This is a genomic window from Paenibacillus sp. Negev47 (assembly GCF_058313655.1).
Genome location: NZ_CM177754.1, coordinates 4212313 through 4238506 on the forward strand (window position 1 = coordinate 4212313; position 26194 = coordinate 4238506).

28 protein-coding genes are annotated in these 26194 nt (G+C 47.0%); 6 read left to right on the top strand and 22 right to left on the bottom strand.

The annotated features are described in order from the left end of the window. Positions 1-131 precede the first annotated feature (131 nt). The 5 genes from AC4G47_RS18800 to AC4G47_RS18820 form a co-directional block, all read right to left on the bottom strand. Positions 132-407 carry a WXG100 family type VII secretion target gene (locus AC4G47_RS18800; protein ID WP_017689071.1) on the bottom strand — a complete coding sequence of 92 codons (276 nt, stop codon included), beginning with the start codon at positions 405-407 and terminating at the stop codon, positions 132-134. 186 nt (positions 408-593) lie between these two features. Then, positions 594-1139: a WXG100 family type VII secretion target gene (locus AC4G47_RS18805; RefSeq protein ID WP_482073737.1), complete on the bottom strand. Its 546-nt coding sequence runs from the start codon at positions 1137-1139 to the stop codon at positions 594-596. A gap of 6 nt (positions 1140-1145) precedes the next feature. Beyond that, positions 1146-1976, bottom strand: coding sequence for a hypothetical protein (locus AC4G47_RS18810; protein WP_491102204.1), 831 nt, complete (start codon positions 1974-1976; stop codon positions 1146-1148). 16 nt (positions 1977-1992) lie between these two features. Beyond that, positions 1993-5997: a type VII secretion protein EssC gene (gene essC / locus AC4G47_RS18815; RefSeq protein WP_491102205.1), complete on the bottom strand. Its 4005-nt coding sequence runs from the start codon at positions 5995-5997 to the stop codon at positions 1993-1995. Between the two features lie 52 nt (positions 5998-6049). Beyond that, positions 6050-6370 carry a hypothetical protein gene (locus tag AC4G47_RS18820; RefSeq protein ID WP_458126446.1) on the bottom strand — a complete coding sequence of 107 codons (321 nt, stop codon included), beginning with the start codon at positions 6368-6370 and terminating at the stop codon, positions 6050-6052. A gap of 420 nt (positions 6371-6790) precedes the next feature. Between AC4G47_RS18820 and AC4G47_RS18825 the strand changes: the two genes are divergently transcribed. Then, positions 6791-7030 (top strand): hypothetical protein, encoded by a 240-nt coding sequence (locus AC4G47_RS18825; protein ID WP_074094612.1) that lies wholly within the window; start codon positions 6791-6793, stop codon positions 7028-7030. 119 nt (positions 7031-7149) lie between these two features. Here the strand turns inward: AC4G47_RS18825 and AC4G47_RS18830 are convergent, their stop codons facing one another. The 7 genes from AC4G47_RS18830 to AC4G47_RS18860 form a co-directional block, all read right to left on the bottom strand. Next, a complete protein-coding gene (locus AC4G47_RS18830) occupies positions 7150-7302 on the bottom strand; it encodes a hypothetical protein (RefSeq protein ID WP_186327703.1) in 153 nt (50 codons plus the stop codon). 246 nt (positions 7303-7548) lie between these two features. Beyond that, positions 7549-7929, bottom strand: a complete 381-nt coding sequence (locus tag AC4G47_RS18835) for an aldehyde dehydrogenase family protein (protein ID WP_491102206.1) — start codon at positions 7927-7929, stop codon at positions 7549-7551. Continuing rightward, positions 7845-8111 (bottom strand): aldehyde dehydrogenase family protein, encoded by a 267-nt coding sequence (locus AC4G47_RS18840; RefSeq protein ID WP_491106740.1) that lies wholly within the window; start codon positions 8109-8111, stop codon positions 7845-7847. Before AC4G47_RS18840 ends, AC4G47_RS18835 begins: the two co-directional genes overlap by 85 nt. 176 nt (positions 8112-8287) lie before the next feature. After that, positions 8288-8827 carry a GNAT family N-acetyltransferase gene (locus AC4G47_RS18845; RefSeq protein ID WP_491106741.1) on the bottom strand — a complete coding sequence of 180 codons (540 nt, stop codon included), beginning with the start codon at positions 8825-8827 and terminating at the stop codon, positions 8288-8290. A 152-nt stretch (positions 8828-8979) separates the two neighbouring features. Then, on the bottom strand, positions 8980-9318 hold the full coding sequence (locus AC4G47_RS18850; protein WP_491102207.1) for a L,D-transpeptidase: 339 nt from the start codon (positions 9316-9318) through the stop codon (positions 8980-8982). Positions 9319-9373: 55 nt separating this feature from the next. Next, a complete protein-coding gene (gene rsgA / locus AC4G47_RS18855; protein ID WP_491102208.1) occupies positions 9374-10519 on the bottom strand; it encodes a ribosome small subunit-dependent GTPase A in 1146 nt (381 codons plus the stop codon). Positions 10520-10928: 409 nt separating this feature from the next. Further along, positions 10929-11522: a DUF2087 domain-containing protein gene (locus tag AC4G47_RS18860; protein WP_458127220.1), complete on the bottom strand. Its 594-nt coding sequence runs from the start codon at positions 11520-11522 to the stop codon at positions 10929-10931. Between the two features lie 178 nt (positions 11523-11700). Here AC4G47_RS18860 and AC4G47_RS18865 point away from each other — a divergent pair, with 178 nt between their 5' ends. The 3 genes from AC4G47_RS18865 to AC4G47_RS18875 all read left to right on the top strand — a co-directional run bounded on the left by AC4G47_RS18865 (position 11701) and on the right by AC4G47_RS18875 (position 13854). Next, complete coding sequence (locus tag AC4G47_RS18865; protein ID WP_491102209.1) at positions 11701-12699, top strand: YpdA family putative bacillithiol disulfide reductase; 999 nt, start codon at positions 11701-11703, stop codon at positions 12697-12699. Between the two features lie 5 nt (positions 12700-12704). Next, positions 12705-13148, top strand: coding sequence for a DUF441 domain-containing protein (locus AC4G47_RS18870; protein WP_036609212.1), 444 nt, complete (start codon positions 12705-12707; stop codon positions 13146-13148). 193 nt (positions 13149-13341) lie between these two features. Next, positions 13342-13854 carry a hypothetical protein gene (locus tag AC4G47_RS18875; protein WP_036609214.1) on the top strand — a complete coding sequence of 171 codons (513 nt, stop codon included), beginning with the start codon at positions 13342-13344 and terminating at the stop codon, positions 13852-13854. A 91-nt stretch (positions 13855-13945) separates the two neighbouring features. On the opposite strand, the gene AC4G47_RS18880 is transcribed toward AC4G47_RS18875, so the two are convergent. Then, positions 13946-14395: an NUDIX domain-containing protein gene (locus AC4G47_RS18880; RefSeq protein WP_458126440.1), complete on the bottom strand. Its 450-nt coding sequence runs from the start codon at positions 14393-14395 to the stop codon at positions 13946-13948. 99 nt (positions 14396-14494) lie between these two features. Next, positions 14495-14791, bottom strand: a complete 297-nt coding sequence (locus tag AC4G47_RS18885; RefSeq protein ID WP_017689086.1) for a HesB/YadR/YfhF family protein — start codon at positions 14789-14791, stop codon at positions 14495-14497. A gap of 481 nt (positions 14792-15272) precedes the next feature. Here AC4G47_RS18885 and AC4G47_RS18890 point away from each other — a divergent pair, with 481 nt between their 5' ends. Both AC4G47_RS18890 and AC4G47_RS18895 read left to right on the top strand, forming a co-directional pair. Further along, entirely contained in the window at positions 15273-17018 is a 1746-nt protein-coding gene (locus AC4G47_RS18890) for an ABC transporter ATP-binding protein (protein WP_491102210.1), read from the top strand. Between the two features lie 12 nt (positions 17019-17030). Further along, entirely contained in the window at positions 17031-19121 is a 2091-nt protein-coding gene (locus AC4G47_RS18895; RefSeq protein WP_491102211.1) for an ABC transporter ATP-binding protein, read from the top strand. A 153-nt stretch (positions 19122-19274) separates the two neighbouring features. On the opposite strand, the gene AC4G47_RS18900 is transcribed toward AC4G47_RS18895, so the two are convergent. The 8 genes from AC4G47_RS18900 to AC4G47_RS18935 form a co-directional block, all read right to left on the bottom strand. After that, complete coding sequence (locus AC4G47_RS18900; RefSeq protein WP_491102212.1) at positions 19275-19901, bottom strand: YdcF family protein; 627 nt, start codon at positions 19899-19901, stop codon at positions 19275-19277. After that, a complete protein-coding gene (locus AC4G47_RS18905; RefSeq protein WP_491102213.1) occupies positions 19898-20443 on the bottom strand; it encodes a hypothetical protein in 546 nt (181 codons plus the stop codon). Before AC4G47_RS18905 ends, AC4G47_RS18900 begins: the two co-directional genes overlap by 4 nt. A gap of 99 nt (positions 20444-20542) precedes the next feature. Next, positions 20543-21253 carry a hypothetical protein gene (locus AC4G47_RS18910; protein ID WP_491102214.1) on the bottom strand — a complete coding sequence of 237 codons (711 nt, stop codon included), beginning with the start codon at positions 21251-21253 and terminating at the stop codon, positions 20543-20545. Further along, positions 21250-22305 carry an ATP-binding cassette domain-containing protein gene (locus tag AC4G47_RS18915; RefSeq protein ID WP_491102215.1) on the bottom strand — a complete coding sequence of 352 codons (1056 nt, stop codon included), beginning with the start codon at positions 22303-22305 and terminating at the stop codon, positions 21250-21252. The genes AC4G47_RS18910 and AC4G47_RS18915 overlap by 4 nt, the downstream gene beginning before the upstream one ends. Before the next feature lie 5 nt (positions 22306-22310). After that, complete coding sequence (gene argS / locus AC4G47_RS18920; RefSeq protein ID WP_491102216.1) at positions 22311-24041, bottom strand: arginine--tRNA ligase; 1731 nt, start codon at positions 24039-24041, stop codon at positions 22311-22313. 279 nt (positions 24042-24320) lie between these two features. Then, a complete protein-coding gene (locus tag AC4G47_RS18925) occupies positions 24321-24455 on the bottom strand; it encodes a hypothetical protein (protein WP_256704105.1) in 135 nt (44 codons plus the stop codon). Positions 24456-24579: 124 nt separating this feature from the next. Then, on the bottom strand, positions 24580-24915 hold the full coding sequence (locus tag AC4G47_RS18930; RefSeq protein WP_062833864.1) for a four-helix bundle copper-binding protein: 336 nt from the start codon (positions 24913-24915) through the stop codon (positions 24580-24582). Positions 24916-24988: 73 nt separating this feature from the next. Then, positions 24989-26077 (bottom strand): CobW family GTP-binding protein, encoded by a 1089-nt coding sequence (locus AC4G47_RS18935; RefSeq protein WP_491102217.1) that lies wholly within the window; start codon positions 26075-26077, stop codon positions 24989-24991. Positions 26078-26194 lie beyond the last annotated feature (117 nt).

Genomic DNA, 26194 nt, shown 5'->3' on the forward strand with positions numbered 1-26194 from the left:
ATAGTTGCAACAAAAACCGGGTGTTGTGAAACCGCCCGGTTTTTGCTGTAGTTGTACATCTTCAGCTTGCTACCCACCTATAATTCAGGGCGAATTCAGACTTCAAATCGGCCTGATCTATGTAAAGCAGATTAACGAGCTTGGTCAGCTGTACGGAATTTGTTAGCAATAGCTGTAAGTTCAGCGCTGATGCTGTTCAGCGTTTGAACGAATGATTGCATTTGTTTGCTAGCTTCTTGGAACTCCTGGAAGAAGCGTTGTTTTGTCATACCTTCCCATTGTCCTTCCATGCTTGTGATGGATTGAGTCAATGTAGATACGATTTGCTGACTTTGCTCACCGCTTTGTTTAAATTGGTTGGAAACTTGATCAAGCTGCTCTGGGGTAACTAAAATACGTCCTGCCATTGGTAAATTCCTCCTTGGTTTGTGCAATTAATTTTTGACTTGTTCAAATTGTACTATACCAGGATCAATCGGACAAAAGCCGAAGGACCTACTCCTATTTACCCCATTTTCAGCAATTTAAACTTCTCCTAACAGCCTATTTACAAAAAAAAAATTCAATTTCTGCTGTCCATTTATTCTCCCTTTTTAGGAGACCACAGGCTCGGTTCCTCTCCTTCCCCGAAAGGAAGGATCTGTGAATCTCCATGCTACAGGCTCAGGCTGCATGGCCTGCACCAGTGTAGCCGGGGAGCCATCAGGCGGCGCGGCATCCTGTACACGATATACGGCCGCCATTGCGGAAAGGGGATCGGATACAGCTACAGTTGCAGAATGTGCAGGCATGATTTCTCCTGTACGATTGTTCTGAAGAACATTCAGCATATTGACCGCATTGCCATAGGCTGTGTTCACATGACTCAGCACGGAACGATACTCCATGTCTGCCTGCTGGAATAACAACGCTTTGCGTCCCAGCTGTACGCTCAACTCCATCAAACGACGAAGCGCATCCTCGCCCAGTCGTTTACTGTGATTCCATTCACTCATCACCGCTGCGCGGGATTCAACCTCCCACTCCAGCGAATGAATCGCTTGATCCAACACTGTCATCTTTTGCTGTATTTGCTCCGCTGCATACTGAATCTGCCTGCTCAGTGCCCGAAGCACATCCGGTTCCACACGAATGCGCATTTACCATCACCTTTCCTCTTCCCCTGCAGGCTGTTTAAGCCAGTCCAGCAGCATCTCGTGAAACTGTTCTCTAGTCGTCAGTGCTGCAACAAGCCAATCATCTGAAGCGGCGGTGCTCATCCGGAACAACCAGTTGGAGACCGCACTTGCAGCAAATGCTGCCGACTGCGACTTCCACCCGTCTTCATTCCATACAAGCAACCGAAGCTCCCCATCTGACTCCTTACCCACCAGACAGCGTGCCAGCGCAAGTGACCCCTCAGGATCACTTGTCTCCTGTGCGAGTTCATCTGCTACGGTCTGTACCTTGCTGTTTTCCAGTTCATTCATAACATCATAAAACTTTTTCTTGGAGCACATTAATGCCGGTTTCTCCGCAGGAGAATGGCCGCTCCATTTCATCCGCTCAATCAGGACATCAATGGCCTCACGAACACTCCCCAGATCGTTAAGCCGGAACGAGTCCGGTACATCGGCAACACGGGAAACTTCAACGACCCGCTCATCCGTGCAATGTATATAACTCTCGTATGACTTGCCGTTGATCGTGTAGCGAATCCAGCAAGCTCTGTCGGATAGTCCGGCAATGGCTACTCTGGAGAAAACGGTCGGTGTCATGATCAGCTCATCCGTCTCCTGATCCTGAATCAGATATCCTTTGTCAAGCAGGGAGGTCTTGACACGCTCCCACTCCATCGCGATATCCTCCGCCATATAGCCGCGAAACGGATCTTCCACACCAAGCAGTCGGTCTGAACCGAGAATACCGGCCAGGAAAAAAAGTTCTTTTGTTTGCAACGTGACTACCTTTTGCTTAGAATCATGAACCGTCAACATTATGAGCCACCTCCCCTCAAACTACAACATGCCATCGGTCACGAATTTCAGAAATCCAATCGGTCATTTTCCAGCTGTCATCATATGGAACTGCACCTTTAACCCTGGAATATTTACGTTTCACATAATAACCTTGACCCGGAGGCAGTACCTTCAGCCCAGCTGAACTACCTCCGGATTCGGAATAAGGTATACGGAAGAACGAGAGATCGTTAGGGTCTAAAGTCCCAAATAGCATTCCGCTCTGGGAAGCCTTCACATCCGTTACCCAGTCAGAACCAAAGGTCGGGAAGTCTGCAGGCACCCCTGACAGAATCACATGAACGCCGCGATCCCTACCTTGACGAACAATCGCTCCCAATTGATCTTTTACATTAAAGTCGTTTAGCTGCTTGGACAAGGTGTCCGCATCATCGATGACGAGCACAAGTTCCGGTCCACCGGAAATCTCGCCTCTTTTCAGAACTTCATCGTACAACTGTTGAATCACAGGTGCAAGCTGTTCTTCTCGCGATACGTGTCCACGGACATGGGGCAAACTGCTGATTTCTCCCAGCCCACCTGCACCATAACGCATATCTACCGTGTATATTTGCACATCTTCCGGAGAAGCATGATAAGCCAGTGATAACATCCAGGTCAACAAAAATGTCGTTTTGCCGCCTTCCATCGGACTCGTTACCATGAAATGCGGGCCTTCACGAAGATTAAGCTGGAACGGTTCCAGATCGTCCGTAAGCAGCCCTACAGGTACAGTTACAGACGAAGTATCCCAAGCCTGACCATATGTTCCTGTCCGAATGAGTAGATCCTTGAGTTTGATCTCTTCCGGAAGGGGAGCAATCTGTGGTGCTTCTTCCCCTGTCCAGCCTTGGCGAATCTCAGCGATCGTCCGGCGCAGTGCCGAGGAACGCTTGCCCTCATCTGCTCCAGAAGAAGGTAATGCCGCCTGGAACATCAACGGTGGCACCTGCCCTTTAACCAGACCTCTACCTGGCGGAAGTTGGCTTGGTGCCTTGGAAGGTCTCCCCACGGCATAATAATAGTCACTTGGATCGGATAATTCAAATGAAACTGCATTAGGAATATTGCTTCTGAATTTCTCAAATACATCCGTTACCCGATTGGCAGTAAGCACAAATGTGATGCCTAGACTGCCGCCTTCACGCAGGATCGTCTCCAGAAGTTCATTTTCTTCTGGATAGGCATTGCGGAATGAAAGATAACCGTCGATAACCACCACAATCTGCGGGACGGCTGCATGAGCTGTCCGACGGTAGGCCGAAATCGTTTTAACGCCTGCTTCCGAGATGATATCCTTGCGTTGTGCTAACAGCTTGAGAATATAGCGGAATAACCGTTTGATTCGGTCTTCCTCCTCAGCCATCATCACGCCACCGATCTGAGGAAGTGCTGCAAAATCCTTCATCATGCGTCCCATATCGATAATGTAACCATGCCAAGGTTCAGTTCTGTGGGAACGTGCCAAGGACATCAACAAGGTCTGAACAAATGTTGTTTTTCCGAGTCCCGGCATGCCGTAAACGACCAGATGGCCTTGATCCACGGGCAATGCAAGCGGCTGCTGGCGTTGATTAGGGAGGTCATCCAGCAATCCAACCCGTGGTTTCAGACCACTCGCGCCGCCATCAAGCAGCACATCGCGATTCTCTTCTTCCTGCCATTCCTGAAGACCTTCCCATTCCAGTGTCTCTGGTAAAGGTGGCAACCACGGTCCTGGCAAACGACGGATACCTGCATCTGCTGCAGCCTTCGCTACATAGTCAATAAAGACCTGAAGCTGTTTCGGAACATCTTCTCCTTTAAGAACGGCTCTCCGCTCTCCGGTTAGCAGGGGTTCCCGCTTACCGTTCAGGCGCACTTCCATAACAGGCAATACAGTCGTTGCGTCCTCCTGCTGGTTATACGGCGCACCACTCCAGGCGAATTGCATCTCTTCAAATACTTCATCACTACCGACCTGAAAATATCCACGCCCCGGCTTCGTAATCCAGGCAGCATTTGGGATCTTGATCATGTCCCTGCTATCTCCCTCACTCTGTACGCGTAGGCAGATCCGGAAGCGAGAATTACTCCATATTTTATCATCCACAACGCCAGCTGGCTTTTGGGTTGCCAGGATTAGATGGACCCCAAGTGTCCGTCCAATGGCCGCTATACTGATCAATTCATCCATGAACTCCGGCTGGTCCCGCTTCAATTGAGCAAACTCATCAATGATAATGACCAGATGCGGAAGTGGTTGCTCATGTCTGGAACGCAGAATCTTGTAATATTCATCAATGTGCTGGAGGTTTCCCGCATCATTTAATATTTTTTGCCTTCTGACCAGTTCGGCACGAAGGGAAATATTCGCCCGCTCAATCAGATTTCCATCCAGATTGGTGATCGTACCCACTACATGTGGCAGATCAACAAATGTATTGGACATCCCGCCACCTTTGTAGTCAATCAACATGAACGCCAGATCATGTGGATGAAATTCAGCAGCCAGTGAGGCTACGATGGACTGAATGACCTCACTTTTACCTGAACCGGTTGTACCCGCAATCAGACCATGGGGGCCATGACCCTGACGTTCGATTTTATCATGCAGGTTAAGAGCAATTTTTTTGCCACCAGCTCTTACGCCCATAGGTACGGGAAGTGTGTCAGGATATCTCGTCTGTCCCCACCTGGACACCACATCCAGATCCTCCACACGTGATGTGCTCAGCATATCGAATAACGGGAGCAGTTGTGGGATATCCGAAGCAGATGAACGCTTCAAACGAATCGGTGACATATATCGGGAAAGTGCCTCTGCCATCTCCTTCGAGATTACATCAGGCTTGTACGTTTGCTGAATAACATCCGCATCTTCGGTTTTTTTGATATACACACCTTTGCCCTTGGAGGCTTCCATAATCAACTGACAGTGCATTGGAAGAGACTCCTTACGATTAGCCAGTATAATGGTGCATACATCGATCTCCTGAGCCGACTCCAATAGTAGCGGAAGTAGCGGTTCTTCTTCAATCAATTGTGTATCGGAGAGAATCACAACGTAACAAGGCGTTTGCACGCTTTTCTTGTAACGGTCTTCCTTATTGTTACGGCGCCGGTTCAACACGGAAAACAAGCTGTCCGCCAATTGATGCGCACCGCTGTGCCTGTCGGCCATATAGCGTTGTCCCTGGTCTTCATCCCAGATATGAGGCATCCAGCGAAGCCAATCCCATTCCTTGTGGTCTTTCTCTTCATAGAATGCAGCAAGCTTGAGTTCATCCGGTGAATGCCGTACCGTCAGTTGTGAGATGATGACTCGCAGGGAAGCGAGAACCTCATCCCGATCACCGACCAGCCCCATAACTTTCGATTGAAACAGTGGCAATGTGATGGAAGCATCCGGTACCGTCTGGAATTCGGCCGCAAGTTCATGGGCAGCCTCGATGAGCTCATCCTTTTCGTAGCCATCAATCCGTGGAACCTGAAGCTTGATTCGGAATGGAATCTCTCCCGTACCGATACGCACTTGAAGGAAATCATCGTCCTCCGGTGAACGTTCCCACAAGGAACTGTTCCGATTCTTCACCACTTGAAGACACACACCCGGATCACCGTGAATCTCGTACAGACTCTTCACTTGCTCCGCCTGCGCTTCCTTCAGTTCTTCCCGGTGTTTGTCCAGCTGAGCAAGATACATGATTTTGCGTTCTTCCAATTTTTTGCGATATGATTTCTTGTTGCTCAGATACACGAAGAATGGAATGGTGTAAGAAGTAAGCATCATCATGACCGTCATCATCTGAAACATCATATAACTGCTGTTGTTCATTTTGCCGGTCATGTTGATATATACGTAGAAACCAATGCTGACCATGGTCATCATGATCGGCACAATAATGGATATCATGGAAAACGTGGGTTTGCTCGGTTCTGTTGGAGGCCTGAGTATTTCAAGCCCTTCTTCCTTGAGAACCGGTGTCATTCTTGGAGAACGCTGATATAACACATTCACGAAGAGAAGACCTCCTTTAGTTCGTTCAATAGAATGTATACGTTCAAAAGCCCTATTTGTTGCTGTCCTGCTGAAACAATGAACGTCTTCCATATACAGGCGCTTCTTCTGAAGTCGTTGAAAATGCCCGCTGGACACGTACGCAACTGCCTTGCCGCAACCCGGTTTCCATTAACTGCTGCGCGTTCTGTGGAGAGAACCACAGACCTTCCGGGAACTTGGCCTCAAGGATATACTGAACGCCGTCTCCCGGTGCCTGTCCAAAAATACGAACACCGAGTAATGTTTTCAAATGTTCAATTGTACACTCGTCCGGAACCTCGATATCGAACCATTCGCCTTCCTCGCGGCCAGAATACACGGTAAGAATCATCCGAATCCCTCCCATGGTCTCATATGTAAATTGTCCTAATGTCAGATTAAATCAAAAAAAGAGAATGAATCGTTATACCAACCCTATTTTCTTACATAAACACCCTGTTTGCAATGTACCTCCTGTAATTTTGTTACATATGACCCACGTATATATTAAAATATCGTACATTCGACTCAGAACTTTCGTGGCAGTTATGCATTTAAATATTGCGAGGATGCGAAACTTTTCGATTTTGTTCCATTTAAATGGGAAATAAGTTCAGTTTTTCAGGACTTTTATTGCTTCGCCCACAATCTAATTGTGAACATTTTTCAAACATTAACCACCTTTATGTTTTCATAAGCTGATTTTAAGGTAATTTTAAGCATTGGAATTTAGTATTACCTGTATGAAATAACTCCCGTGAGGTGATTTCAAGTGAGAACCCTAATAACCTTTCAAAACAAATCAATCCCTGTATATTTTAATCAAGAAAACAAACAACCTATGCAGAAGACATTAAGATTGCTTAGCAGTGCTCTTGAGCATAAAATTAGCAACGGTAAACGCGCCATTCAAAAATGTCTGCATTCTTTGATTAGTATTGAGATTGTTAACGGAGAAGCTATTCTCCACAGTCGAAGTGAAAATGACTCCCTTGCTTTATCGTTATATTAAAAGGAGTTCATCAAGTTACGTTCATTATAAGACATGAAAAAGGAAGCTGTCGCTAAAGACAAGCTTCCTTTTTTGTGTATACACGCTAACCGCAGATTGGGATCCATATTAGTCATCATTTAATGCAGTTTGCTTAGGACATAGGTGGCATCATGTTCTTCCGCAATCTCGGCTTTACGAATACGAATGACAAACAGCCGAACCAAATTGGCACGTGTATGTTCTTCCTGACAGGTATCCAGCTTCCTCAGAATAAAGCGGTCAATGGACATGAATTTCAGGGCCCCTTTGCCATTGGATTTACGGATCGGTTCTTCCGTGTATCCATAAATAACCAGATAAAGACAGTCCCAAACAGCTTTTTCGCCCTTAGGCTATGCAGTATTTTTCTGAGGTGTAAAATCGTGCAAAAAGCCTGTCCCTTCAAGCTGGAGACGGAATTTCGCATGATTTGTCGATCTTTAGGTGATCCGTTCTAACCCTCCACAATTGACCCTGCTAATTCAACTTTTTTCGACTTAATGTACTCCCGGATAGTCTCGATATTGGTGCTGAATGCTGATCCAGCGAGTACGTGTGAACTTCTCAATCGCCCAATCTCCGCCGAAGCGTCCAATTCCCGAAGCTTTCTCACCGCCAAACATCACATGCGCTTCATCGTTCACGGACTGATCATTCACATGCACCATGCCGGATTCGATATGCTGGGCGACCTGATATCCTCGATTGAGATCTTTGGTGAATACCGAACCACTGAGTCCATACAAGGTATTCGCCAGACGCACAGCTTCCTGCTCATCACTTGCTTTCATGATCACAGCCACTGGACCAAACAATTCCTGCTGCACAATATCTTGTTCAGGTTTGACATCCGCAAGTACAGTAGAGACTTTGCCCATTCAATCGAATTTTCCTGAGCTGATTCATAAGCGTTATCTATGTCTTTCTTATTGGAAGAGCGCCATGTGGCAATAACTTCTCCCGTATAAGGGTTGATATTCTCCATTGTTTTCTCCCCGGAGCCCTCTACCCATTGCCCATTAATATATTGTTTCGTCCATGTTGTATGTTCGGTGTCCATTAAGTCATCTGGATACGCCTCCTGATCAAGATTGAATGACACACCTGCAAAACGGTGTAATACATCATTAACCTTGTTCAGAATTACGCAAACGTGCAGACCTGAATTAACTCTTCCATTCCTTGAACTTAAGGAAACAATACAATGCACCAATTCCGTCGCTCCCTACACGCCCTTCATTTTTCAGGCAAGCTCTTCTCTCCAAAGAGGCTCAAGTCTTCCCATCCGTAGCCAACTTCAATCAAATCTTGACCCCCGATGCGGATGGACTGTGTATGGACTGGAGAGCCTCCCATCTTTTCATAGAAGCGGCACGCTGAATTACGCTCCAAAGCCCATATGATCAACCTTTTCATATTATGGGTTCGCAGATGATTAACAACATGTGTAGCCAATTGCTGACCTATCCCCGTTTGTTGCATTTCCTTCAGCAAATATATGGCGTACAACTCTCCATCATAAGCTAATTTGCCTTCACGCTCCCTACCCCCACAGGCAAATCCGACAATGTTCCCATCATGCTGTTCAGCTACTACCAGGATCTGATCCTTTTCGTCAGAGCGAATCGTCTTTTCCCATTGGGACAATCTTGATTCTATAGTCAAATGATCCAAAAAATCGTCGGGCACAATTCCGCGATACGTTGTTTTCCAACTCTCTGTATGTACAAGGGCTATTCCCTGCGCATCCCCTTCACGCGCCTGCCTGATCTGCATGGCTATCACTCGCTTTCTCTCGTAACTGCCGTAGCTTTACCATATTATATGTCCTTCTTTTTATAATTCCAAATTCATCCACTTCAATCCTGGCTGTGAGAACTTTTTTGGTTACTGGCTACGCTTAACCTCTTAAAAAGTAAAATCCGGCCCTACGGCCGGATCGTTACTCTCGTGCCTACAGAAACCTTGGAAGACAGGTCCAGTACATCCGAGTTGTACATGCGTATACAACCATGGGAGACGGATTTGCCAATGGACCAAGGCTCATTGGTTCCGTGTATGCCATAATGGGGTTCAGACAGCCCCATCCAAAAGACCCCAAATGGCCCTCCTGGATTGGATTGCTTGTTAATAATAGTGAACTCCCCGCTCGGAGTCTGCGTGAGCATCTTGCCGGTTGCCACTGGATAGCCCTTAATCACCTGGTTGCCATCCAGAAGATATAACATGTGGTCGGATAGGTCCACAATGATCCTGTAATCTGGCATAATGACATCCCTCCTGACCTATCTTATGCAAGCTAAAGGATGATGCTCACTGATTTCAGACTTCTTCCCACTCTTTCACACTACGGGAGTGCTTGGGTTTACGACTACTGGCCGGTTTGCTGGAGGCTGTGCGCCTTCTGGTTGCCACCTCTTCTTTACGTTGTTGATATTGCAATTCCTTTTGCATTTTCAAATAATTGCTCAGCCTTTTTTCATCCAATGAACCATCCTGGATAGCCTCTTTCACTGCACATCCAGCTTCCCGTGTATGAGTGCAATCCAGAAATCTGCATGTGGCAGCGAGCTCTTCAATTTCTCCAAACGCATGCGAAAGTCCATCATTGCCTTCATCCCACAGATTAAGCTCACGCATTCCCGGAGTATCGATCAATACCGCTCCCTGTGGAAGTACAAACATCTCCCGATGTGTTGTGGTATGTCTTCCACGACTGTCTCCCTCACGGACGGATTGGGTAAGTTGTACATCCTCGCCCATCATCCAGTTCACAAGCGTAGACTTACCGCTACCAGAAGAACCTGTCAGTGCAACAGTTAACCCTGGCTGTAGATATCTTTCAAGTAGAGACTTACCTTGGTCCTCCACAGCGGATATCGCCAACACTTCGACGCCTGGAGCAATTCCCTCTACACTTCGGATCTGCTCTTCCACATTCGGACACAGATCACTTTTGCTCAGAACAATGACCGGTCTTACGCCACCATTCCAAGCCATCATCACATATCTTTCGAGCCGTCGAAGATTGAAGTCATGATTAAGTGCAGCAACAATCAGCAATGTATCAACGTTTGCGGCGATTAATTGTTCCTTGGTCACCGGACCTGCGGCCTGTCTTGACACCCGGCTCTGGCGTGGCACCAGATTGTGAATAATTGCTTCTTCGCCTGCCTGCCCCGTAATCGCCACCCAATCTCCAACTGCTGGCACCAAGCTGGTCTCCAGACTATCATGACGCATTCGGCCCGAAACTCTTCCCCAGCACTCGCCCTCTTCTGTAATCAAACGTTGCAGATGTCCATGGTCTGCGATAATTCTGGCTGGTTTTCTCTCCTGCTCTTTCATCCCTGTCTCTTGCCATAGTTCCTGCCACTTGAAAGACCAGCCGTACTTCTCAATAGGGTTATCTAAAATAAAAATTCCTCCCAAAATAAGTTGTTTACTTCGTTCAAGCCGATTGAACATTCGTCTCCGGTTCCAGATCAAAACAAAAAACCACGAGTATAATCACACCCGTGGCAATACGTAGTTATCCGAATGAAAGACTTCCCTGTTGTAGATATAACGGATAGAACACTTGATCAACCGCTACATTCAATTCAAGGAACACCCTTAATTGCAGACAAAAAAGCCACGGGTCCGTCACCCGTGGCTTCATCTGAGCATGCGATAATTTACGTTACTAATGGATACTACTATCCACCTAACGTAAATTACATGCTTTGATCCGTTCCGGAGACGCTGTTCATATTCAAATTAACGTATACAGCATTTAAGTTTGTCATAAACAATCGCCTCCCTTGTAGAATTATCCATTATGTTACACAGTGTACTTTGCTGTTGTCAAGCCCAAATATATTTTTACTAGTCCGATCTATTTGACCTGATCCCAGCGTGTCCACATCTCCTTCGGATTCAGTTCATAGATTTCCTCTTCCCGGTACATGAACTGATGCATGATAAATTCCCGCCGAATGGTCGCAAAATCCTCATGATACTGTTGTATAAATGTATTAATCTCTTTCTCTGTGTACTTCCGACCGAATTCAAGCTGCTCCACCAGATGACCAAGTACAATCAGTTTTTTCTTGTATTGAGCCGGAATCTGACGCAATCGTCCATCTTTGGAGAAAAAATTTCTCATGACCGACGCTTTCAACGTTTCGTTCACATCACTCATATCCGTAATCTCCTCTCGCTTAAAGATAAAATCAACCGAAGCCTGTGCATTTTCGTGGATAAACGAAGGATTAAGTGTGAAATACACGGTATTCTTCTCCCGTCTTTCCTTGATCAGCGCTGCCTCTCTAAGCTTGGATGCATGATGTGTAACGGTTGGCTGTGACAGATTGAGCCGCTCGGCAAGTGCCTGCCCGTGCAGTTCACCCTGTGCCAACAGCAGCAGCATGCGAAGCCGGGTTGGGTCAGCCAACGCTTTATGATAAGCCACTATTTTCTCCAGCTGCATCATCGTTCATCTCGCTTTCAATTAGATATTCATCTAATTTGATACTAATCTTTTCTTCTTACTAAGTCAACTCCAATGAGGTCAAGTCTGTCTGCCTGAGTTAAACTCACGCTTGAACTGGCATTGGTCCGTTTTTTACGGTAGGATTATATTGCTTGAAATAAGGAGGATTAAGAACATGGAAGATGTCATTATTATCGGCGGAGGCCCATGCGGTCTGTCTGCTGCCATTGAATGCGAGCGGTTGGGACTGTCCGCTGTGATTGTTGAGAAATACAATATCGTCCAATCTATTTATCTGTATCCAACCCATATGCAGTTTTTCAGTACAGCCGAGCTGCTTGAGATCGGAAACGTTCCGTTCAGCACACCTAATGATAAACCGTTTCGTTATGAAGCACTCGCCTATTATCGCAGGGTAGCCGAACATTTTGGCCTGCGTGTTCATAACTATGAGGAAGCCCGTGAGATCAAACGCAAGGATGATGGCACGTTTGAGGTACATACGCTCAATCGACGCGGGGAGGCCATCGTACATGTTGGACGCAATGTCGTTGTTGCTACCGGTTATTTTGACCATCCTAACTATCTGGGTATCCCCGGGGAAGACAAAGATAAAGTAACCCACTACTTCCGGGAAGCCCACCCTTATACCCGTACACGTGTCGCCATTATTGGGGGAAGCAACTCAGCCGTGGATGCGGCCATGGAACTGGTTCGTGTCGGAGCGCATATCGATATGGTTTATCGCGGCAGTGGTCTGTCCCAGCATATTAAACCATGGGTACGTCCGCTATTTGAGAGCTTGGTGACGAAAGGCCGTATCACATTGCATCTGGAATCACGCGTGAATGAAATATTGGATGATTCGATTCGTCTGATACACACGGATGGCTCCACTAGTGAATTGGAGAATGACTTTGTACTGGCAATGACCGGTTTCCGTCCAGATCGTCAATTACTCACATCGGTAGGTGTGGAGATGTCTGATGATATGGATAAACCTCTATATGACGCACAAACGATGGAAAGTAGCGTACCTGGTGTATATGTGGGTGGAGTGATCGCTTCGGGGCGTAATGCCAATGAAGTCTTTATTGAATCCGGGCGCTGGCATGGACGGTACGTTGCTGAACATATCGTTAGCAAACAACGCGGTCAGACTGAAGGGAAATGAAAACCATGGACATGACTTCCCTGCTGTTGCTCGTGTTTGCGGCCCTTGGGATTATTAGCAGCAACACACCTGTTACCGTAGCGATGGTATTTCTGTTGTTGTTACGGGTCCTGAACCTGAATCAGGCTTTTCCATGGCTTGAAAAATACGGACTCACACTGGGTATCATCATTCTGACTATTGGCGTAATGGCACCACTTGCCAGTGGCAAAATGAGTCTGCAGACGATCGGGGAGTCTTTCCTGCACTGGAAATCACTGCTCGCCATTGGTGTAGGATTACTGGTGGCTTATCTCGGTGGACGAGGCGCTACGTTGATGGGAACACAACCAACTGTCGTTGCAGGGCTCCTGATCGGAACAGTCCTTGGCGTTGCCCTGTTCAAAGGTGTGCCTGTTGGGCCATTGATTGCGGCGGGAATATTGTCGTTGCTACTGGGGAAATCCTGATACAGGTTATGATCGTTGTAACCTGACATGGTCTGCAGATTGGCTGTATTTCCCACCGTTGTGTGATATACTTCTATTCATGCAAATCATGTACACGAGTCTACAGCAGAATAATCCATATTGTGGTTATGCTGTTGCATAAACGTATAGATTCACTTTGCAACTATTAATGGCGCAGGAGGATTCAGGAACCATGTCACGTCAGTTTATTACAGAAGCCGTGATGGTGGCCATTTACGGTCAATTGCTCGCGCCGCCCGCGCCTGTAGAATATATTGTTCCTTATACCACCATCCTTGAGCTATATGAATTTCAGACCAGTCCTGATCCTATGATGGATAACCCGGCAGACGACCAGCATGTGAAATCCAAAATCAATGAAATGATTTCTTATTTCGAGGAACCCTTGAATAAGAAAAAAATAGAGCGTGCGTTGCTTGTTCCATGGGCAAAAAGCCCCTCCATTCTATTTGGTGATCAAGTATCCATTGCCATTATCAATGCCATAGATACGGCACAGTACGGGGAATATTTCGATCCCATTGAGACCGAACTGCTCCTGACATCTCAGCGTCTCAGTATTCCGATTCTCACCGACCAGGTTGAACTGATTGCACGTATTATTGAATCGGAATCACCTGTACAGGTATTCGATATTGATGATTTTGATTTTGCGATGGATGATGAACCTCTCGATCAGGTATAAATAATGCACTGAATACGTGAGTCAGATTAAAAAAAATGACCTCGTCACCCACTTTATCGTGGATGACGAGGTCATTTTTGCGCATGCTTAATTATTCTGCGATATCACTGGCTAACAGGATTCGGCTAATCTGATTCAGAGGTGGTAATGATTCCAGAGCAAAGAACTTCAGACCTGCATCACTATTTACACGTGTTTCCACAAGGTCATCCTGAATGATTACGGTCCGAAACAGGGCAATCACATAATACTCTTCATCTCCGCTTGAATGCAGATACCGAAGATCAGGTCCTGAATACAACCCTTCGAGTGTCATGGTATCGGTTGTCCAACCTGTTTCTTCCCATAGCTCCCGATGTGCGGCATCCTCAATGGCCTCACCCGGGCGCATCTCACCGTTTGGCATCCGCCAATGACCATGCCCAGCATGCTGAATCAGCAGCAATTCACCTTGTTCGTTCTCAGCCCGTACAGCCGCCTTTACAACAATATGAGAGCGTTTTGCGATATACTGGGCCAAATCTCGGGCTGGCAGATTCATTGCTTATCCCCTCCTCCTATTTGGAAGCCGGTGGCGACCTGTGACTCATCTATTGCCTTGCAGAATACTTCAAGAATTAGGGCATGTCTCAAAATCGCCCTAGATTTCGGTATAACGATACTCGATATCCTGACCTTCATCAACGATATCTACATGCAGTTGGTGCCCTTTCAGATACCAGTAATCATGATCTTCCATAAAGAATTGGATACCCGACACTTCGGTTTGATCCGCAGGGTGTCTTGGTTTCTCCACAGCAATGCCGAGCGAAAATCCAGGATGAAGACCTCCGCCAGAGCTATAACGGGCAAAAAATCGGATGCTGTCTCCCTCGTTCAAATTCAGTTCTTCCTTGTACCAGCGAGCAGCTTGATCGGATACATGTATGGTACTCATTTGGTGTCAGCTCCTTCTGTATATATATGTTCCATCATATCTCTACAAAGACTTGAATACAAACCCGAGTGACTACATAAAGGCAAATTAAGTTGTGAAAAATGTTTGACAGATTGTAAAAGCCGGTGTTAAGATGCAAACATACGAGGTCTACATTGTATTTATTTCCAAAAAAGAAAGGGTGATTACGGTGTTTAACAAACATATGATTGGTCAATTCAGCACACAATTAAATACCGGAGCACACCCGAAATCATTATTCCGTTCATAAGTCGGCATCACAGGAGTCTCTTTATTGAGAAACTCTGTTATGTTTACTCACAATGAAACGATATGGTGGCGGCTCTGCTCTTGGAGCCATGCTGCGTATGATTATATCAAGACATACCGCCTGCGTGCGGTATGTCTTTTTTTGTGGGTATATTTCGGCATACATGAACGGAATCTGTCTTTCACGGACATCGAAAGGAAGGGATAACACTTGTTCTCTGTACTTAAAAACCTGGCCTGGTTCTTCCGGCTGGAACGCAAACGATACCTTACCGGTGTCATTTTGCTTATTCTGGTGGGCGTTGCCGAACTGCTGCCTCCCCGTCTTCTTGGCAATGCCATCGACGAGATCGTGCGTGGTTCGATTACTGGGGCCTCACTCACCCGTTACATTTTGCTTATTCTGGGAACCGTCATCATTATCTATCTGGTTACATACGTTTGGATGCACAAACTATTCGGTGGTGCCAATCTGGTAGAGCGGCTGCTTCGTTCCCGCTTCATGGACCACTTGTTACGAATGACTCCTCCCTTTTTCGAGAAAAACAGAACCGGTGATCTGATGGCTCGGGCCACCAATGATCTTCGTTCCATTGCCACCACAGCAGGCTTCGGCATGCTGACCTTAACAGACTCTACGGCCTTTCTGGCCACCGTATTGTTCGCCATGGGTTTTCTGGTCAGCTGGAAACTGACCCTGGCGGCAATTCTGCCTTTACCTTTTATCGCCATTGCCATGATGATCTATGGTAAAGCTGTACATCAACGTTACACCCTGGCACAAGATGCTTTCGGAGATATGAATGACCAGGTGCTGGAATCCATTGCCGGTATCCGTGTCGTGCGTGCCTATGTCCAGGAGCGTCTGGACGAGAAACGATTTGCCGATGTGACCGAAGATGTATATCGCAAAAATCTGGCCGTTGCCAGAATGGATGCCCTGTTCGAACCCACAATCCGACTCTTCGTTGGACTCAGTTATGTGATTGCACTTGCCTACGGCATATATCTTGTATTTCATAATGAAATTACCTTGGGGGATCTCGTATCGTTCAATATGTACCTGGGGATGATGATCTGGCCAATGTTCGCCATCGGCGAATTGATTAACCTGATGCAGCGTGGTAGCGCCTCACTTGACCGGGTCAATGAGACTTTATCCGTAGAACCTGCTGTACAAGATGTTGATCAACCTGCTCATGTTACGGATCCGGATGAAATTGCGATGCAGGATGTTACCTTCCGTTATCCCAGTTCCACTGTCGACAATCTCAGTCATATCAGCTTTTCGCTGCGACGTGGTCAAACATTGGGTATCGTAGGTCGTACGGGTAGCGGCAAGTCCACTTTACTCAAACAGTTGCTTCACGAATACCCTGCGGGATCGGGTAAATTAAGCATCTCGGGTCATCCGATTCAGGATATCGCCAAAGATGACTTGCACAGTTGGATCGGTTACGTACCACAGGAACAAATCCTGTTCTCCAAATCGGTTCGTCAGAACATTCAATTCGGTAAACCTGGTGCCAGTGATGAAGTGATTATGGAAGCCATTCGTACCGCCGCTTTTGACGGAGATCTGGGGACTTTGTCCGATGGACTGGATACACTTGTTGGTGAAAAAGGAATCTCTCTGTCCGGTGGACAGAAACAGCGGGTATCGCTGGCACGTGCCTTTATCGCGAGTCCTGATATTCTGATCCTTGATGACGCCTTGTCTGCGGTCGATGCACGCACGGAAGCCAAAATTATTGAAAATATACGCAACAAACGCTCGGGCAAAACCACACTGATCTCGACTCATCGCCTGTCCGCTATCGAACACGCTGATCGAATCATCGTACTGGAGCACGGGAAAATTATGGAAGAAGGCACTCACCAGGAACTGTTAGCCATGAACGGCTGGTACCGTGAACAGTATGAACGGCAACAGGTCGAGTCCAATCTGTCCACGTAGGAGGTCAATTCATTGAAGTCTAATACAGGCAAAAGGCTGCTTGATTACGCCTTGAAAGCCAAAGGAACATTTATAGCTGCATTAATTATGCTTACCATTGGTGTTGCAGCAGAGCTCGCCGGGCCGTTCATCGCCAAATCCATGATCGACAATCATTTGCTCGCGATTGAGCAGCCTTTCTATGAGACGACTGCTTCGGATGAAGCCGCAGTCTACAACGGCAAGAACTACAAACGCGAAGGCTTGTTCGAACCCGATGAAAACAAAGGTCCCGAGGTGCGGGTATTACAAGCAGGTAGAAGTTTTTATTTTGTAAACGAACCGGTGAGCGCACCTGATGGGGACCGCACATATGCGGATGGAACCCTCACGGTGACACGTGCAGGCGAAGTGACAGGCCAATATGCGGCAGCCCCCCTGTCCGCTGGTGAACTGTTTGCTTTTTACAAACCGGAGATGCCCAGCATCTATCAATTAATTGTGTATTACATGATCTTCCTCGTGATCTCGGTCATTATGGAGTTCGGTAAAACATACTGGCTGCAGTCCTCAGCCAACAAGGTCATTCAAAGACTGCGCAACGATGTGTATGCTCATATCCAGCGACTGCCGGTGCATTTTTTTGATAATCTGCCCGCAGGTAAAGTTGTATCTCGGGTCACGAACGACACAGAAGCCGTCAAGGATCTGTTTGTTGCCGTTCTTTCAAACTTTTTCTCAGGTATCATCACGATTATGGGTGTCTATGTCGCACTCTTCCTGCTCGATGTTCGCCTCGGCCTGATCTCGTTATTCGTCGTGCCGATGCTCATTGCGTGGATTGTACTCTATCGCAAATTCGCTACTCGCTACAACACGATCATTCGGTCAAGGCTGAGTGAGATCAATGCGATCATTAACGAATCCATCCAGGGGATGTCCATTATCCGCGTTTTCCGCCATCAGAAACAAACCAAGCAGGAATTCGAAGATCTGAATGATGACTATATGAAACATCAGAACAAAATGCTAAATCTGAATGCCTTCACCTCACACAACCTGGTTAACGTATTACGGAATATTGCCTTTGCGGTTGTCCTGTGGTACTTCGGTTCAAGCGTGCTGGATGGCACAAGTATTATCTCACTGGGTGTTCTATATGCCTTCGTCGATGTTCTGGGCCGCTTGTTCCAGCCGATCACCGGCATGGTGAATCAGCTCGCCAACCTGGACTCCTCCCTCGTATCCGCTGGACGCGTCTTTGAGCTAATGGATGAAAAAGGAGAAGCCGTTACCGATGGCTCTATGCCAAGATACAAGGGAAATGTCGTATTTGACGATGTATCCTTTGCTTATAAAAAGGACTTCGTACTCAATAATATCTCGTTCAAAGCATCCCAAGGTCAGACGGTCGCTCTGGTCGGTCATACCGGTTCGGGTAAAAGCTCGATCATCAATCTGCTATTCCGGTTCTATGATCCGCAAAAAGGCAAGATCACGATTGACGGTCAGAACGTCAAGGATCTGCCCAAACAGTGGATTCGGGAGCATATGGGGATTGTACTGCAAGACCCGTATCTGTTCACAGGTACCATTGCTTCCAACGTCAGTCTCGGTGATGAGAAGATCTCCCGTGAACGAATTGAACAGGCGTTGCGTGATGTAGGCGCTGAACGCATACTGGCTCATTTGCCTCAAGGCTTTGACGAACCTGTCATCGAAAAAGGAAGTACATTGTCTGCTGGGCAACGCCAATTGATCTCCTTTGCTCGGGCACTGGCGTTCGATCCCGCCATCCTCATTTTGGATGAAGCGACAGCCAATATTGATACGGAAACAGAAGCTTTGATTCAGAACGCACTCGAAGTCCTCAAAAAAGGACGTACTACCTTCATCATCGCTCACCGTCTGTCCACCATTCGATCGGCAGATCAGATTCTGGTTCTGCATCGCGGGCGTATTGTTGAGCAAGGTGCACATGATGAACTGATGGAGCTTAAAGGGCGCTATTATAAGATGTATCAGCTTCAGCAAGGTGCACAAGCAGCAGTGGGCGCAATTATCGAGAGTCCGTCAGGCGATTCCGTTCCAACCTCAACCTCCTTTGCCGGAGGCAATGCATAACAGAGTTAAACAGAAACTTCTTTACAACCAATCAGAAATGATGCGCGCTCAAAAGGCAACACAAAAAACGATCTACATGGCTACCTTAGGGGTTTGCGGTGTAGATCGTTTTTTTGTGTCTTCATCTGGAGCCATATTCCGATACCCGCAACCTCACGGCTGCTGCGGATTGTCTATCCATCCTTTGATCGTATATCCCATGTACATCACGGTCTCTCTTGCGAGAAAAGGAAACTTGCTGCGCCAGGTTCGATACGCCGTAGTTCGTGTCGGGGAGGGTACAGCATCCATACCCAGTCCGGCAGCCAGCTTCATGGCCCGTTTCATATGTAAAGGGTCACTCACAATCGTATACGTTTCGTAACCGGCCTGTTCACCTATTGGAATTGAATTGATCAGATTCTCCTCGGTGATTCTGGATTCGGTCTCTACACGAATGTCCGCTGGATCTACTCCATGTTCAATGGCATACTTCTGACCAACTTCAGCCTCCGTATGTTCTCCATCATCACCTGACCCGCCTGTAAAAAGCAGATTACGAACGGTACCCTGACGGTATAATTCAATGCCGTGCTCGATACGTTCGCGAAATACAGGTGAAGGGTTATCCCCCGCCACAGCTGCACCCAGAATGATCGCTGCATCCGATATCCTGGATGAGTCCTCATTCGTATAGGCTGATATACGCACTGCCGTAACCACAGTCCATAGGATCCCTACCATTACTACGGCCAGAGCCGTAATTATAATCCAGCGTTTCGTTTTGCGTTGACTTCTCATTCATCCTCTTCCAAAGCCCTTGCTTGCATGCTCTCAGCATGCATACGCTCCAGCGTTTGCAGAGCTGCTGCCGATTCGGCATCCAAACCAAGCTCTGCAATCCAGGCACCCGTATATTGCTGAAGGCTGATCTCCAGCTCCTGAGCACGGTCTTTGAAGTCCTCCAATTCCTTAATCATGCGTGATCGTCCTTCCGGACTGAATGTCTCATGGATTCGTTCCTTGAAGTAATGATGTACGATACGATTACGTTGCTGCCACAATTCATTCAATTGAAGAGTTTCTTCCTCGGAGAATGTAAAATGATGGCGCACTTCGTGAATGAGTTGCCCTAGTGAACTGCTCATTTTTCGTTCGTACAGATCTTCCAGATCCTCTTCAGACACAGCCTTACCCTGAGACAATTTCATTAATAAAATCAGATTGACCAGCTGCTGTTCAAGCGCCTGCCCGTAGTACACTGCCAATCCGTAATAGGCAAACAATTCCCTGGAGTGTTCGCTGTCCAGCATGTCACCATTCTGGATGTCTGTATTTTGCATATGCGAGCGCCCCCTTTCAACCGTACAATGTTATCCATCCATGTCCCTCTATCCTAACCAAACCAAGAGTAACATTCAAGTTATCGGGAAGCGCGGCTTCTAACTCCGTAGATCTCTTCTTCCAGACAGCCATACATGGATGATTAGTAATCCCAATGCATAGAGCACAGTCCACAACATAACCGTGATAAAGGAGTCCATCTTTGATTCTTCAAATAACATCATCTCACGAACCACATAAAAGGCAGGTGGCAGAATTCGGCCAAGCCATTGTAACGATTCAGGCAGACGTTCACTTAAGGAACCTTGGACAAACGATAGTAATAATACAATAATGAGGGCCGGCATACTGCGACTAAGCAAGGGGATGTACGATTTTTGAAAGAACACACTAATGCCCAATCCCAGCAGGGATAGCCCCAGATGTCCGCACCAAGCCATCATCCACTCCTCGCCTGTGGGCTGTCTATCGAACATCCCCGCGAACACGGGATACAGTACAGTAATTGCGGTGAGTATGAATTGCATTACCCAGGCACAGATGAATTGGCCCGTTACAACCTTACGCCTGCTTCCTGCATGAAGGACAAGCAATTGATATTGCCTCGCAGGTTCGGTATTCATCACCATTACTCCGAGCCAAGCAGCTGCCAGAAATAACAGCATGGCCGTGACACTGTAACTGTCCGCAATTGGGTTGGGTTTGTAGGAATAGATCAGTAGCATGGCGATGATATAAAAGATAACCGGTGCAAAATATTTCTGTGATCGAATGTGATGTCTTAACAAATATCGGGTTAGATGCATCATTGAACCTTTCTCCCCCTATCGTCCACGGAAGAGCCGAGGCCCACAGATTCTGTGATGACTCCATGACTCGAATGTGCAGCTGGATGTTGACCTTCCAGCAAACTTTCCATATGTAATTGACTTTCCTCCTGTTGTACAGACACAACTGAACCGCCTGATGCCAGAATCATTCTAAGGACATCATCTGCTAATTGTTGAACTACTTTCCAATCCCATAACCAAGATTTTGAGTTCCCCGAGCTCGTATTACGAACTAAAGACAGCACTCCCGGTTGTTGTAAAATGAATGGATCGTTAGCGAGATCCTCACCAGCCTCCGTTAGACTTTGAATATGTACAACGGGTTCGCCAACTTGTAATAAATCCTCACGACTCCAGCATCGAAGCATGCTACCTTTTTTTAGCACAATCACCTGTTCTGCCAAACGTTCAATTAGCAATGGTTCATGGCAAGCTGTAACGATGGATGTCCCTTCAACCTTCCATTGCCCCAATAAGGATACTATCGCCTCTTGAGCTGGAATATCCAAGCCTGACAACGGTTCATCCAGCAGCAAAAGACCACCCGGCCCAGGTAATAGAGCTTGAATCAAATTTACTTTTTGAAGGGTGCCCTTCGATAATAAGGGTAACTTCTGTTCGATCGCAGTATCCAGATATAAAAGTTCACTAAGTTCTTTAATCCGCCCTCGCAGTATTTCGGGGCGAATGCCCCGAATCCGTCCCATGTCCCACAAGTACTCTCTTGAGGTGAAAGGTAAACGTGGCAGCCCATCTACTGCATACCTCTCATAACCCCGCATTGTGCACTGAATTGACCCTGTATCAGGTAACAAAATACCCGCCATTATACGTAAGAGTGTGCTTTTGCCAGAACCATTTCTGCCAACAAGCACAGCACATTCTCCCTGCTTCACTTCCAGATTAATTTGATCAAGTACTTGAGCATTACCTAGTCTTTTGCTCACTTGTTGAAGCAACAAACCTCGTTCTGATGAGTCTGGTACAGCTTGATCGGATTTCTTGAAAAGTCCTCGTGTACTCCATATCACTGGAATCACATCCGTTCTGGAGCTTGCACACCTAGCAAATGTAAACTGTACGCTAGGCGTTCGGCAGTACGTGAGGCCAATGCAACTCTGAAGGATCTTACATCAGAGGGTGCATCCGCAATCCGTTCAGCGTGATAGAAGCGGTTGAACGCTTGAGCCACATCAATCGTATATTTTGCAATGACCGAAGGCTCATTCCGATGAATTGCTTTTTCCAAATACTCGGGATAATCACCGAGCAGTTTCAGCAATGCCCATGAGGTATCTCCGATACGGGATGGAGTGGTTACTGTGTCATTCTCACCATCCGCAAGGCTGGATTGAGGTAATTGGTGTTCATTTTCCACACGTATCGCCTCTTCTGCCTTGGCAAGCACACTTTGAATCCGGGCATGGGTATATTGCACATAAGGTCCGGTCTCCCCTTCAAAACTCACCGCATCCTCCAGGGAGAAGTCTACATCGTTTAGCCGATTATTACGCAGATCCCCGAAGATAATGGCACCTACACCGACCGCCTCAGCCACCTTCTGAGGGTTCTCCAGATTCGGGTTTTTCTCCTGAATAATTTGCAGTGCACGAGCGACTGCCTCATCCAATACTTCCTGCAAAAAGACAACTTTGCCGCGGCGCGTAGACATTTTCCGTCCCTCGAAACGCATTAATCCAAACGGGATATGTTCACACTTCGCAGACCACTCATGTCCCATACGGGATAGGACCGCAAATACCTGACGGAAATGAAGCTTCTGCTCACCTCCGACCACGTATAACAACCGATCTGCCTTCATCACCTCATGACGATAAACCGCTGTAGCCAAATCCCGGGTAGGGTAGATCGTTGTGCCGTCTTTTTTGATAATCAGACACGGGGGCATATTCTCATCTTCCAGACGTACTACGAGTGCTCCATCACTCTCTTCAAGTAAACCTTTCGCCTTGAGTTCTTCGACCACCGAGCCCATCTTGTCATTGTAAAAGCTTTCTCCCAGCGTATGGTCAAATTGTACGTTCAGTCGTTCATACATCCGGTTGAATTCCTTCATGCTCACTTCCACAAAGAACGCCCATAACCGCTGTGCTTCATCATCTCCTTGCTCCAGCTTGCGGAACCACTCCCGTGCCTCAATCTCCAGTGAAGGATCGTTCTCCGCCTCATCGTGGAAGCGCACATACAGTTCCAGTGACGTACGGATCGGGTCTGCCTGCAACGCTTCATCATTGCCCCACCGTTTATACGCTGCGATCTGCTTGCCAAACTGGGTTCCCCAGTCTCCCAGATGATTCACACTTACAGAGGTATAACCCGCTTCGTTATACAACCGATACAGTGCTGCACCGATTACAGTAGAACGCAAATGTCCGATTCCGAAGGGTTTTGCGATGTTAGGGGAAGACATATCAATTACAACACGTGAGCCTTCGCCAATCTGAAGCTTACCGAATGCGGCATCCCCCAGTTCTTTCAGCAGATTCGGCGCAAGCTCCTCCCGATTGAAACGGATATTTACATACGGCCCGGCGGGAGTCGCTTCAAGTCCTGCTGTCTGCAATCCAGATGCGAGCTCGGTAGCAATGACTGTCGGTGCTTTCTTCAATGACTTCGCCAATGCAAAACAAGGGAATGCTGCATCCCCCATCTCCGCCTGTGGTGGAACTTCCAGTAATCTCAGAACCTCTTCTTCATTCAATCCGGTTAAGGGGGCAATATAGGCCACAGCCTGCTTCATCAACATGTCGAACACTCCTTATCCATTCATTATTGGCTGAAAATAAACACAAAAAAGCTCTCGTCTCTAAATAAGAGACGAGAGCTGACTTAACAGTTGCCGCGGTACCACTCTAAGTGAACAGTTACTCCTGATCCTGCATCAACATGCATACCAGTAGAATCTGCTCCGCTCGATGCGTATAACGGTCGCAAGCCGAATTACCCTCAGACAGATATAGTTCATCCACGATAAGGATGCATACATCTTTTCGGATAACCATCTCAGGGGTGCGTTTCACTCAGGTCATGTCATACCGGCTTCCACCTCTCCCGGCTCGCTGTCATGTATGGATCTGGCTACTCTCCCGATCATTGATATTCTTCGTTTCAATTCATTGCCATCATTATACATACCACGATCAGACTTGGCAACCTGCATTAAAAATCCCCTACTGAAAGGCAACACATAGGCACATCGTCTCAGATGTCTGTGTTCATTACCTTCCCTTAGGGGACCCAGATTATTATCCGTTTTAATTATATATATTCCAAAGAAATAATATTTAAGCCACTGCTGCCATCAAACGGCAAGCTTCTGCACATCTGCGGCAAGCCTCTGCACATGCTTGGCAGTGATCGTGCTGGTGTTTGCCACACTCTGCGGCACAAGCTTCACAAGCTTTCACACACAATTCGCATATTTCGGCAATGAAATCACTTCCACGTGTCATGGCTTGTGCAGCAAAGCTGCAAATCTCTGCACATTCCCGATTCAAACGAATGCAATCACGGAGCATCGCCAGATCATATTCTTTCAGACTCGATATGTAACATACGTTGCAAGCATTCATGCACTCCAGGCAAGCATCGATACATTGTTGATATTGTTGTTGTGTCATTTAAAGTTACCTCCCAGGCAAAGTTTGCTATGCTTCTTAATACCCAGTACGGAGGAACATTGAATCATCTATCCTACTTTATCGCTTCCAATTCCAGTAATTGGTCACGAATGACAGTTTGGTCAAAATGTTCACCTATAAACACAGCAACATTAGGGACATCTCCTTGAGGTGTGATCTTCATATAATCCGATTCACGGTAGGCATACTGGAACCAGAAGCGGCTCGCCGTGTCACTAAACGATAAAATGCCTTTCGCTCGGTACACGTCTCGTGGCAAAGCAGATACAAATTGTTCAAATGTTTCGCTGTTCACCGGATGACTGAAATAATGCGTATACACCATGACATGTTCGTGTGATGCATGAGGAATAGATTGCTCATGCCTGTGATCATGGTCATGAGTATGGGATGCGTCAGTATTCGTTTCATGTCCATGACTGCATCCATGTGCGCCACAGGCTTCCGTATGCACATGATGATCTTGGTGAGCCGGCTTTCCTGCTTCAGAAGCTGATTCCCGAACGTGCATGTCTGCACCGCTACGAAGCAACAGACCCATCTCCACCTCACATTTAACCGTAGGAATTACAGGTGCGAAGCCATTCCATTTTGCCAAAAGCTGCTCCAGATCTTTCAGTTCCTGTGCATTCACCCGATCTGTCTTGTTCAAGAGAAGCACCGACGCACAACGAATCTGCTCCTGCATCAGTTTGAAGGTCTGCCCCTTCTGCTCCTGATACAGACCAGATAGATGTGCTGCATCCACAACGGTAATGAGACTTTTCAGTTCCAATCGCATGTAGAGTGAAGTTTCTGTGACCGCATCCAGAATCTCCATTGGATTCGCCGCACCAGTGGCTTCAATAATGATCACATCCGGTGATTCCTCTTGAACGAGCTCAGCAAGTTGCAATCCCAAGTCGCCACGTACGGTACAACAGATGCAGCCCCCTAACATCTCCGTCATCGGAACGGTAGAATCCACAATCTGACCATCCAGATTGACTTCGCCTAACTCATTCATCACTACTGCGGGACGCAAACCCTGTTGTTGCCAATGTTCGATCAACTGAACAAGCAGTGTTGTTTTGCCACTTCCCAAAAAGCCTGACAGTATATATACAGGTATGGATTTTTCTTTCGAAATCGTTTCGTTCATCCTTAAACACCTCTCTGATTGTCCTTCTTGTAACCTAATCTATCTATATCTAGCGAGTGTACACCATCCCGCATTCGTTGTGCAATAACGTTCAACTCTTCTCCAGTACATTGCCTG

Excerpts from the sequence above, each read along its gene's own strand:
- AC4G47_RS18800 (WP_017689071.1), bottom strand. The coding sequence starts at position 407 with ATGGCAGGACGTATTTTAGTTACCCCAGAGCAGCTTGATCAAGTTTCC.
- AC4G47_RS18805 (WP_482073737.1), bottom strand. The coding sequence starts at position 1,139 with ATGCGCATTCGTGTGGAACCGGATGTGCTTCGGGCACTGAGCAGGCAG.
- AC4G47_RS18810 (WP_491102204.1), bottom strand. The coding sequence starts at position 1,976 with ATGTTGACGGTTCATGATTCTAAGCAAAAGGTAGTCACGTTGCAAACA.
- AC4G47_RS18820 (WP_458126446.1), bottom strand. The coding sequence starts at position 6,370 with ATGATTCTTACCGTGTATTCTGGCCGCGAGGAAGGCGAATGGTTCGAT.
- AC4G47_RS18830 (WP_186327703.1), bottom strand. The coding sequence starts at position 7,302 with ATGTCCATTGACCGCTTTATTCTGAGGAAGCTGGATACCTGTCAGGAA.
- AC4G47_RS18835 (WP_491102206.1), bottom strand. The coding sequence starts at position 7,929 with ATGGGCAAAGTCTCTACTGTACTTGCGGATGTCAAACCTGAACAAGAT.
- AC4G47_RS18840 (WP_491106740.1), bottom strand. The coding sequence starts at position 8,111 with ATGGACACCGAACATACAACATGGACGAAACAATATATTAATGGGCAA.
- AC4G47_RS18845 (WP_491106741.1), bottom strand. The coding sequence starts at position 8,827 with ATGCAGATCAGGCAGGCGCGTGAAGGGGATGCGCAGGGAATAGCCCTT.
- AC4G47_RS18850 (WP_491102207.1), bottom strand. The coding sequence starts at position 9,318 with ATGCCAGATTACAGGATCATTGTGGACCTATCCGACCACATGTTATAT.
- rsgA (WP_491102208.1), bottom strand. The coding sequence starts at position 10,519 with ATGTTCAATCGGCTTGAACGAAGTAAACAACTTATTTTGGGAGGAATT.
- AC4G47_RS18860 (WP_458127220.1), bottom strand. The coding sequence starts at position 11,522 with ATGCAGCTGGAGAAAATAGTGGCTTATCATAAAGCGTTGGCTGACCCA.
- AC4G47_RS18865 (WP_491102209.1), top strand. The coding sequence starts at position 11,701 with ATGGAAGATGTCATTATTATCGGCGGAGGCCCATGCGGTCTGTCTGCT.
- AC4G47_RS18870 (WP_036609212.1), top strand. The coding sequence starts at position 12,705 with ATGGACATGACTTCCCTGCTGTTGCTCGTGTTTGCGGCCCTTGGGATT.
- AC4G47_RS18875 (WP_036609214.1), top strand. The coding sequence starts at position 13,342 with ATGTCACGTCAGTTTATTACAGAAGCCGTGATGGTGGCCATTTACGGT.
- AC4G47_RS18880 (WP_458126440.1), bottom strand. The coding sequence starts at position 14,395 with ATGAATCTGCCAGCCCGAGATTTGGCCCAGTATATCGCAAAACGCTCT.
- AC4G47_RS18885 (WP_017689086.1), bottom strand. The coding sequence starts at position 14,791 with ATGAGTACCATACATGTATCCGATCAAGCTGCTCGCTGGTACAAGGAA.
- AC4G47_RS18900 (WP_491102212.1), bottom strand. The coding sequence starts at position 19,901 with ATGAGAAGTCAACGCAAAACGAAACGCTGGATTATAATTACGGCTCTG.
- AC4G47_RS18905 (WP_491102213.1), bottom strand. The coding sequence starts at position 20,443 with ATGCAAAATACAGACATCCAGAATGGTGACATGCTGGACAGCGAACAC.
- AC4G47_RS18910 (WP_491102214.1), bottom strand. The coding sequence starts at position 21,253 with ATGATGCATCTAACCCGATATTTGTTAAGACATCACATTCGATCACAG.
- argS (WP_491102216.1), bottom strand. The coding sequence starts at position 24,041 with ATGTTGATGAAGCAGGCTGTGGCCTATATTGCCCCCTTAACCGGATTG.
- AC4G47_RS18925 (WP_256704105.1), bottom strand. The coding sequence starts at position 24,455 with ATGCAGGTTGCCAAGTCTGATCGTGGTATGTATAATGATGGCAATGAA.
- AC4G47_RS18930 (WP_062833864.1), bottom strand. The coding sequence starts at position 24,915 with ATGACACAACAACAATATCAACAATGTATCGATGCTTGCCTGGAGTGC.
- AC4G47_RS18935 (WP_491102217.1), bottom strand. The coding sequence starts at position 26,077 with ATGAACGAAACGATTTCGAAAGAAAAATCCATACCTGTATATATACTG.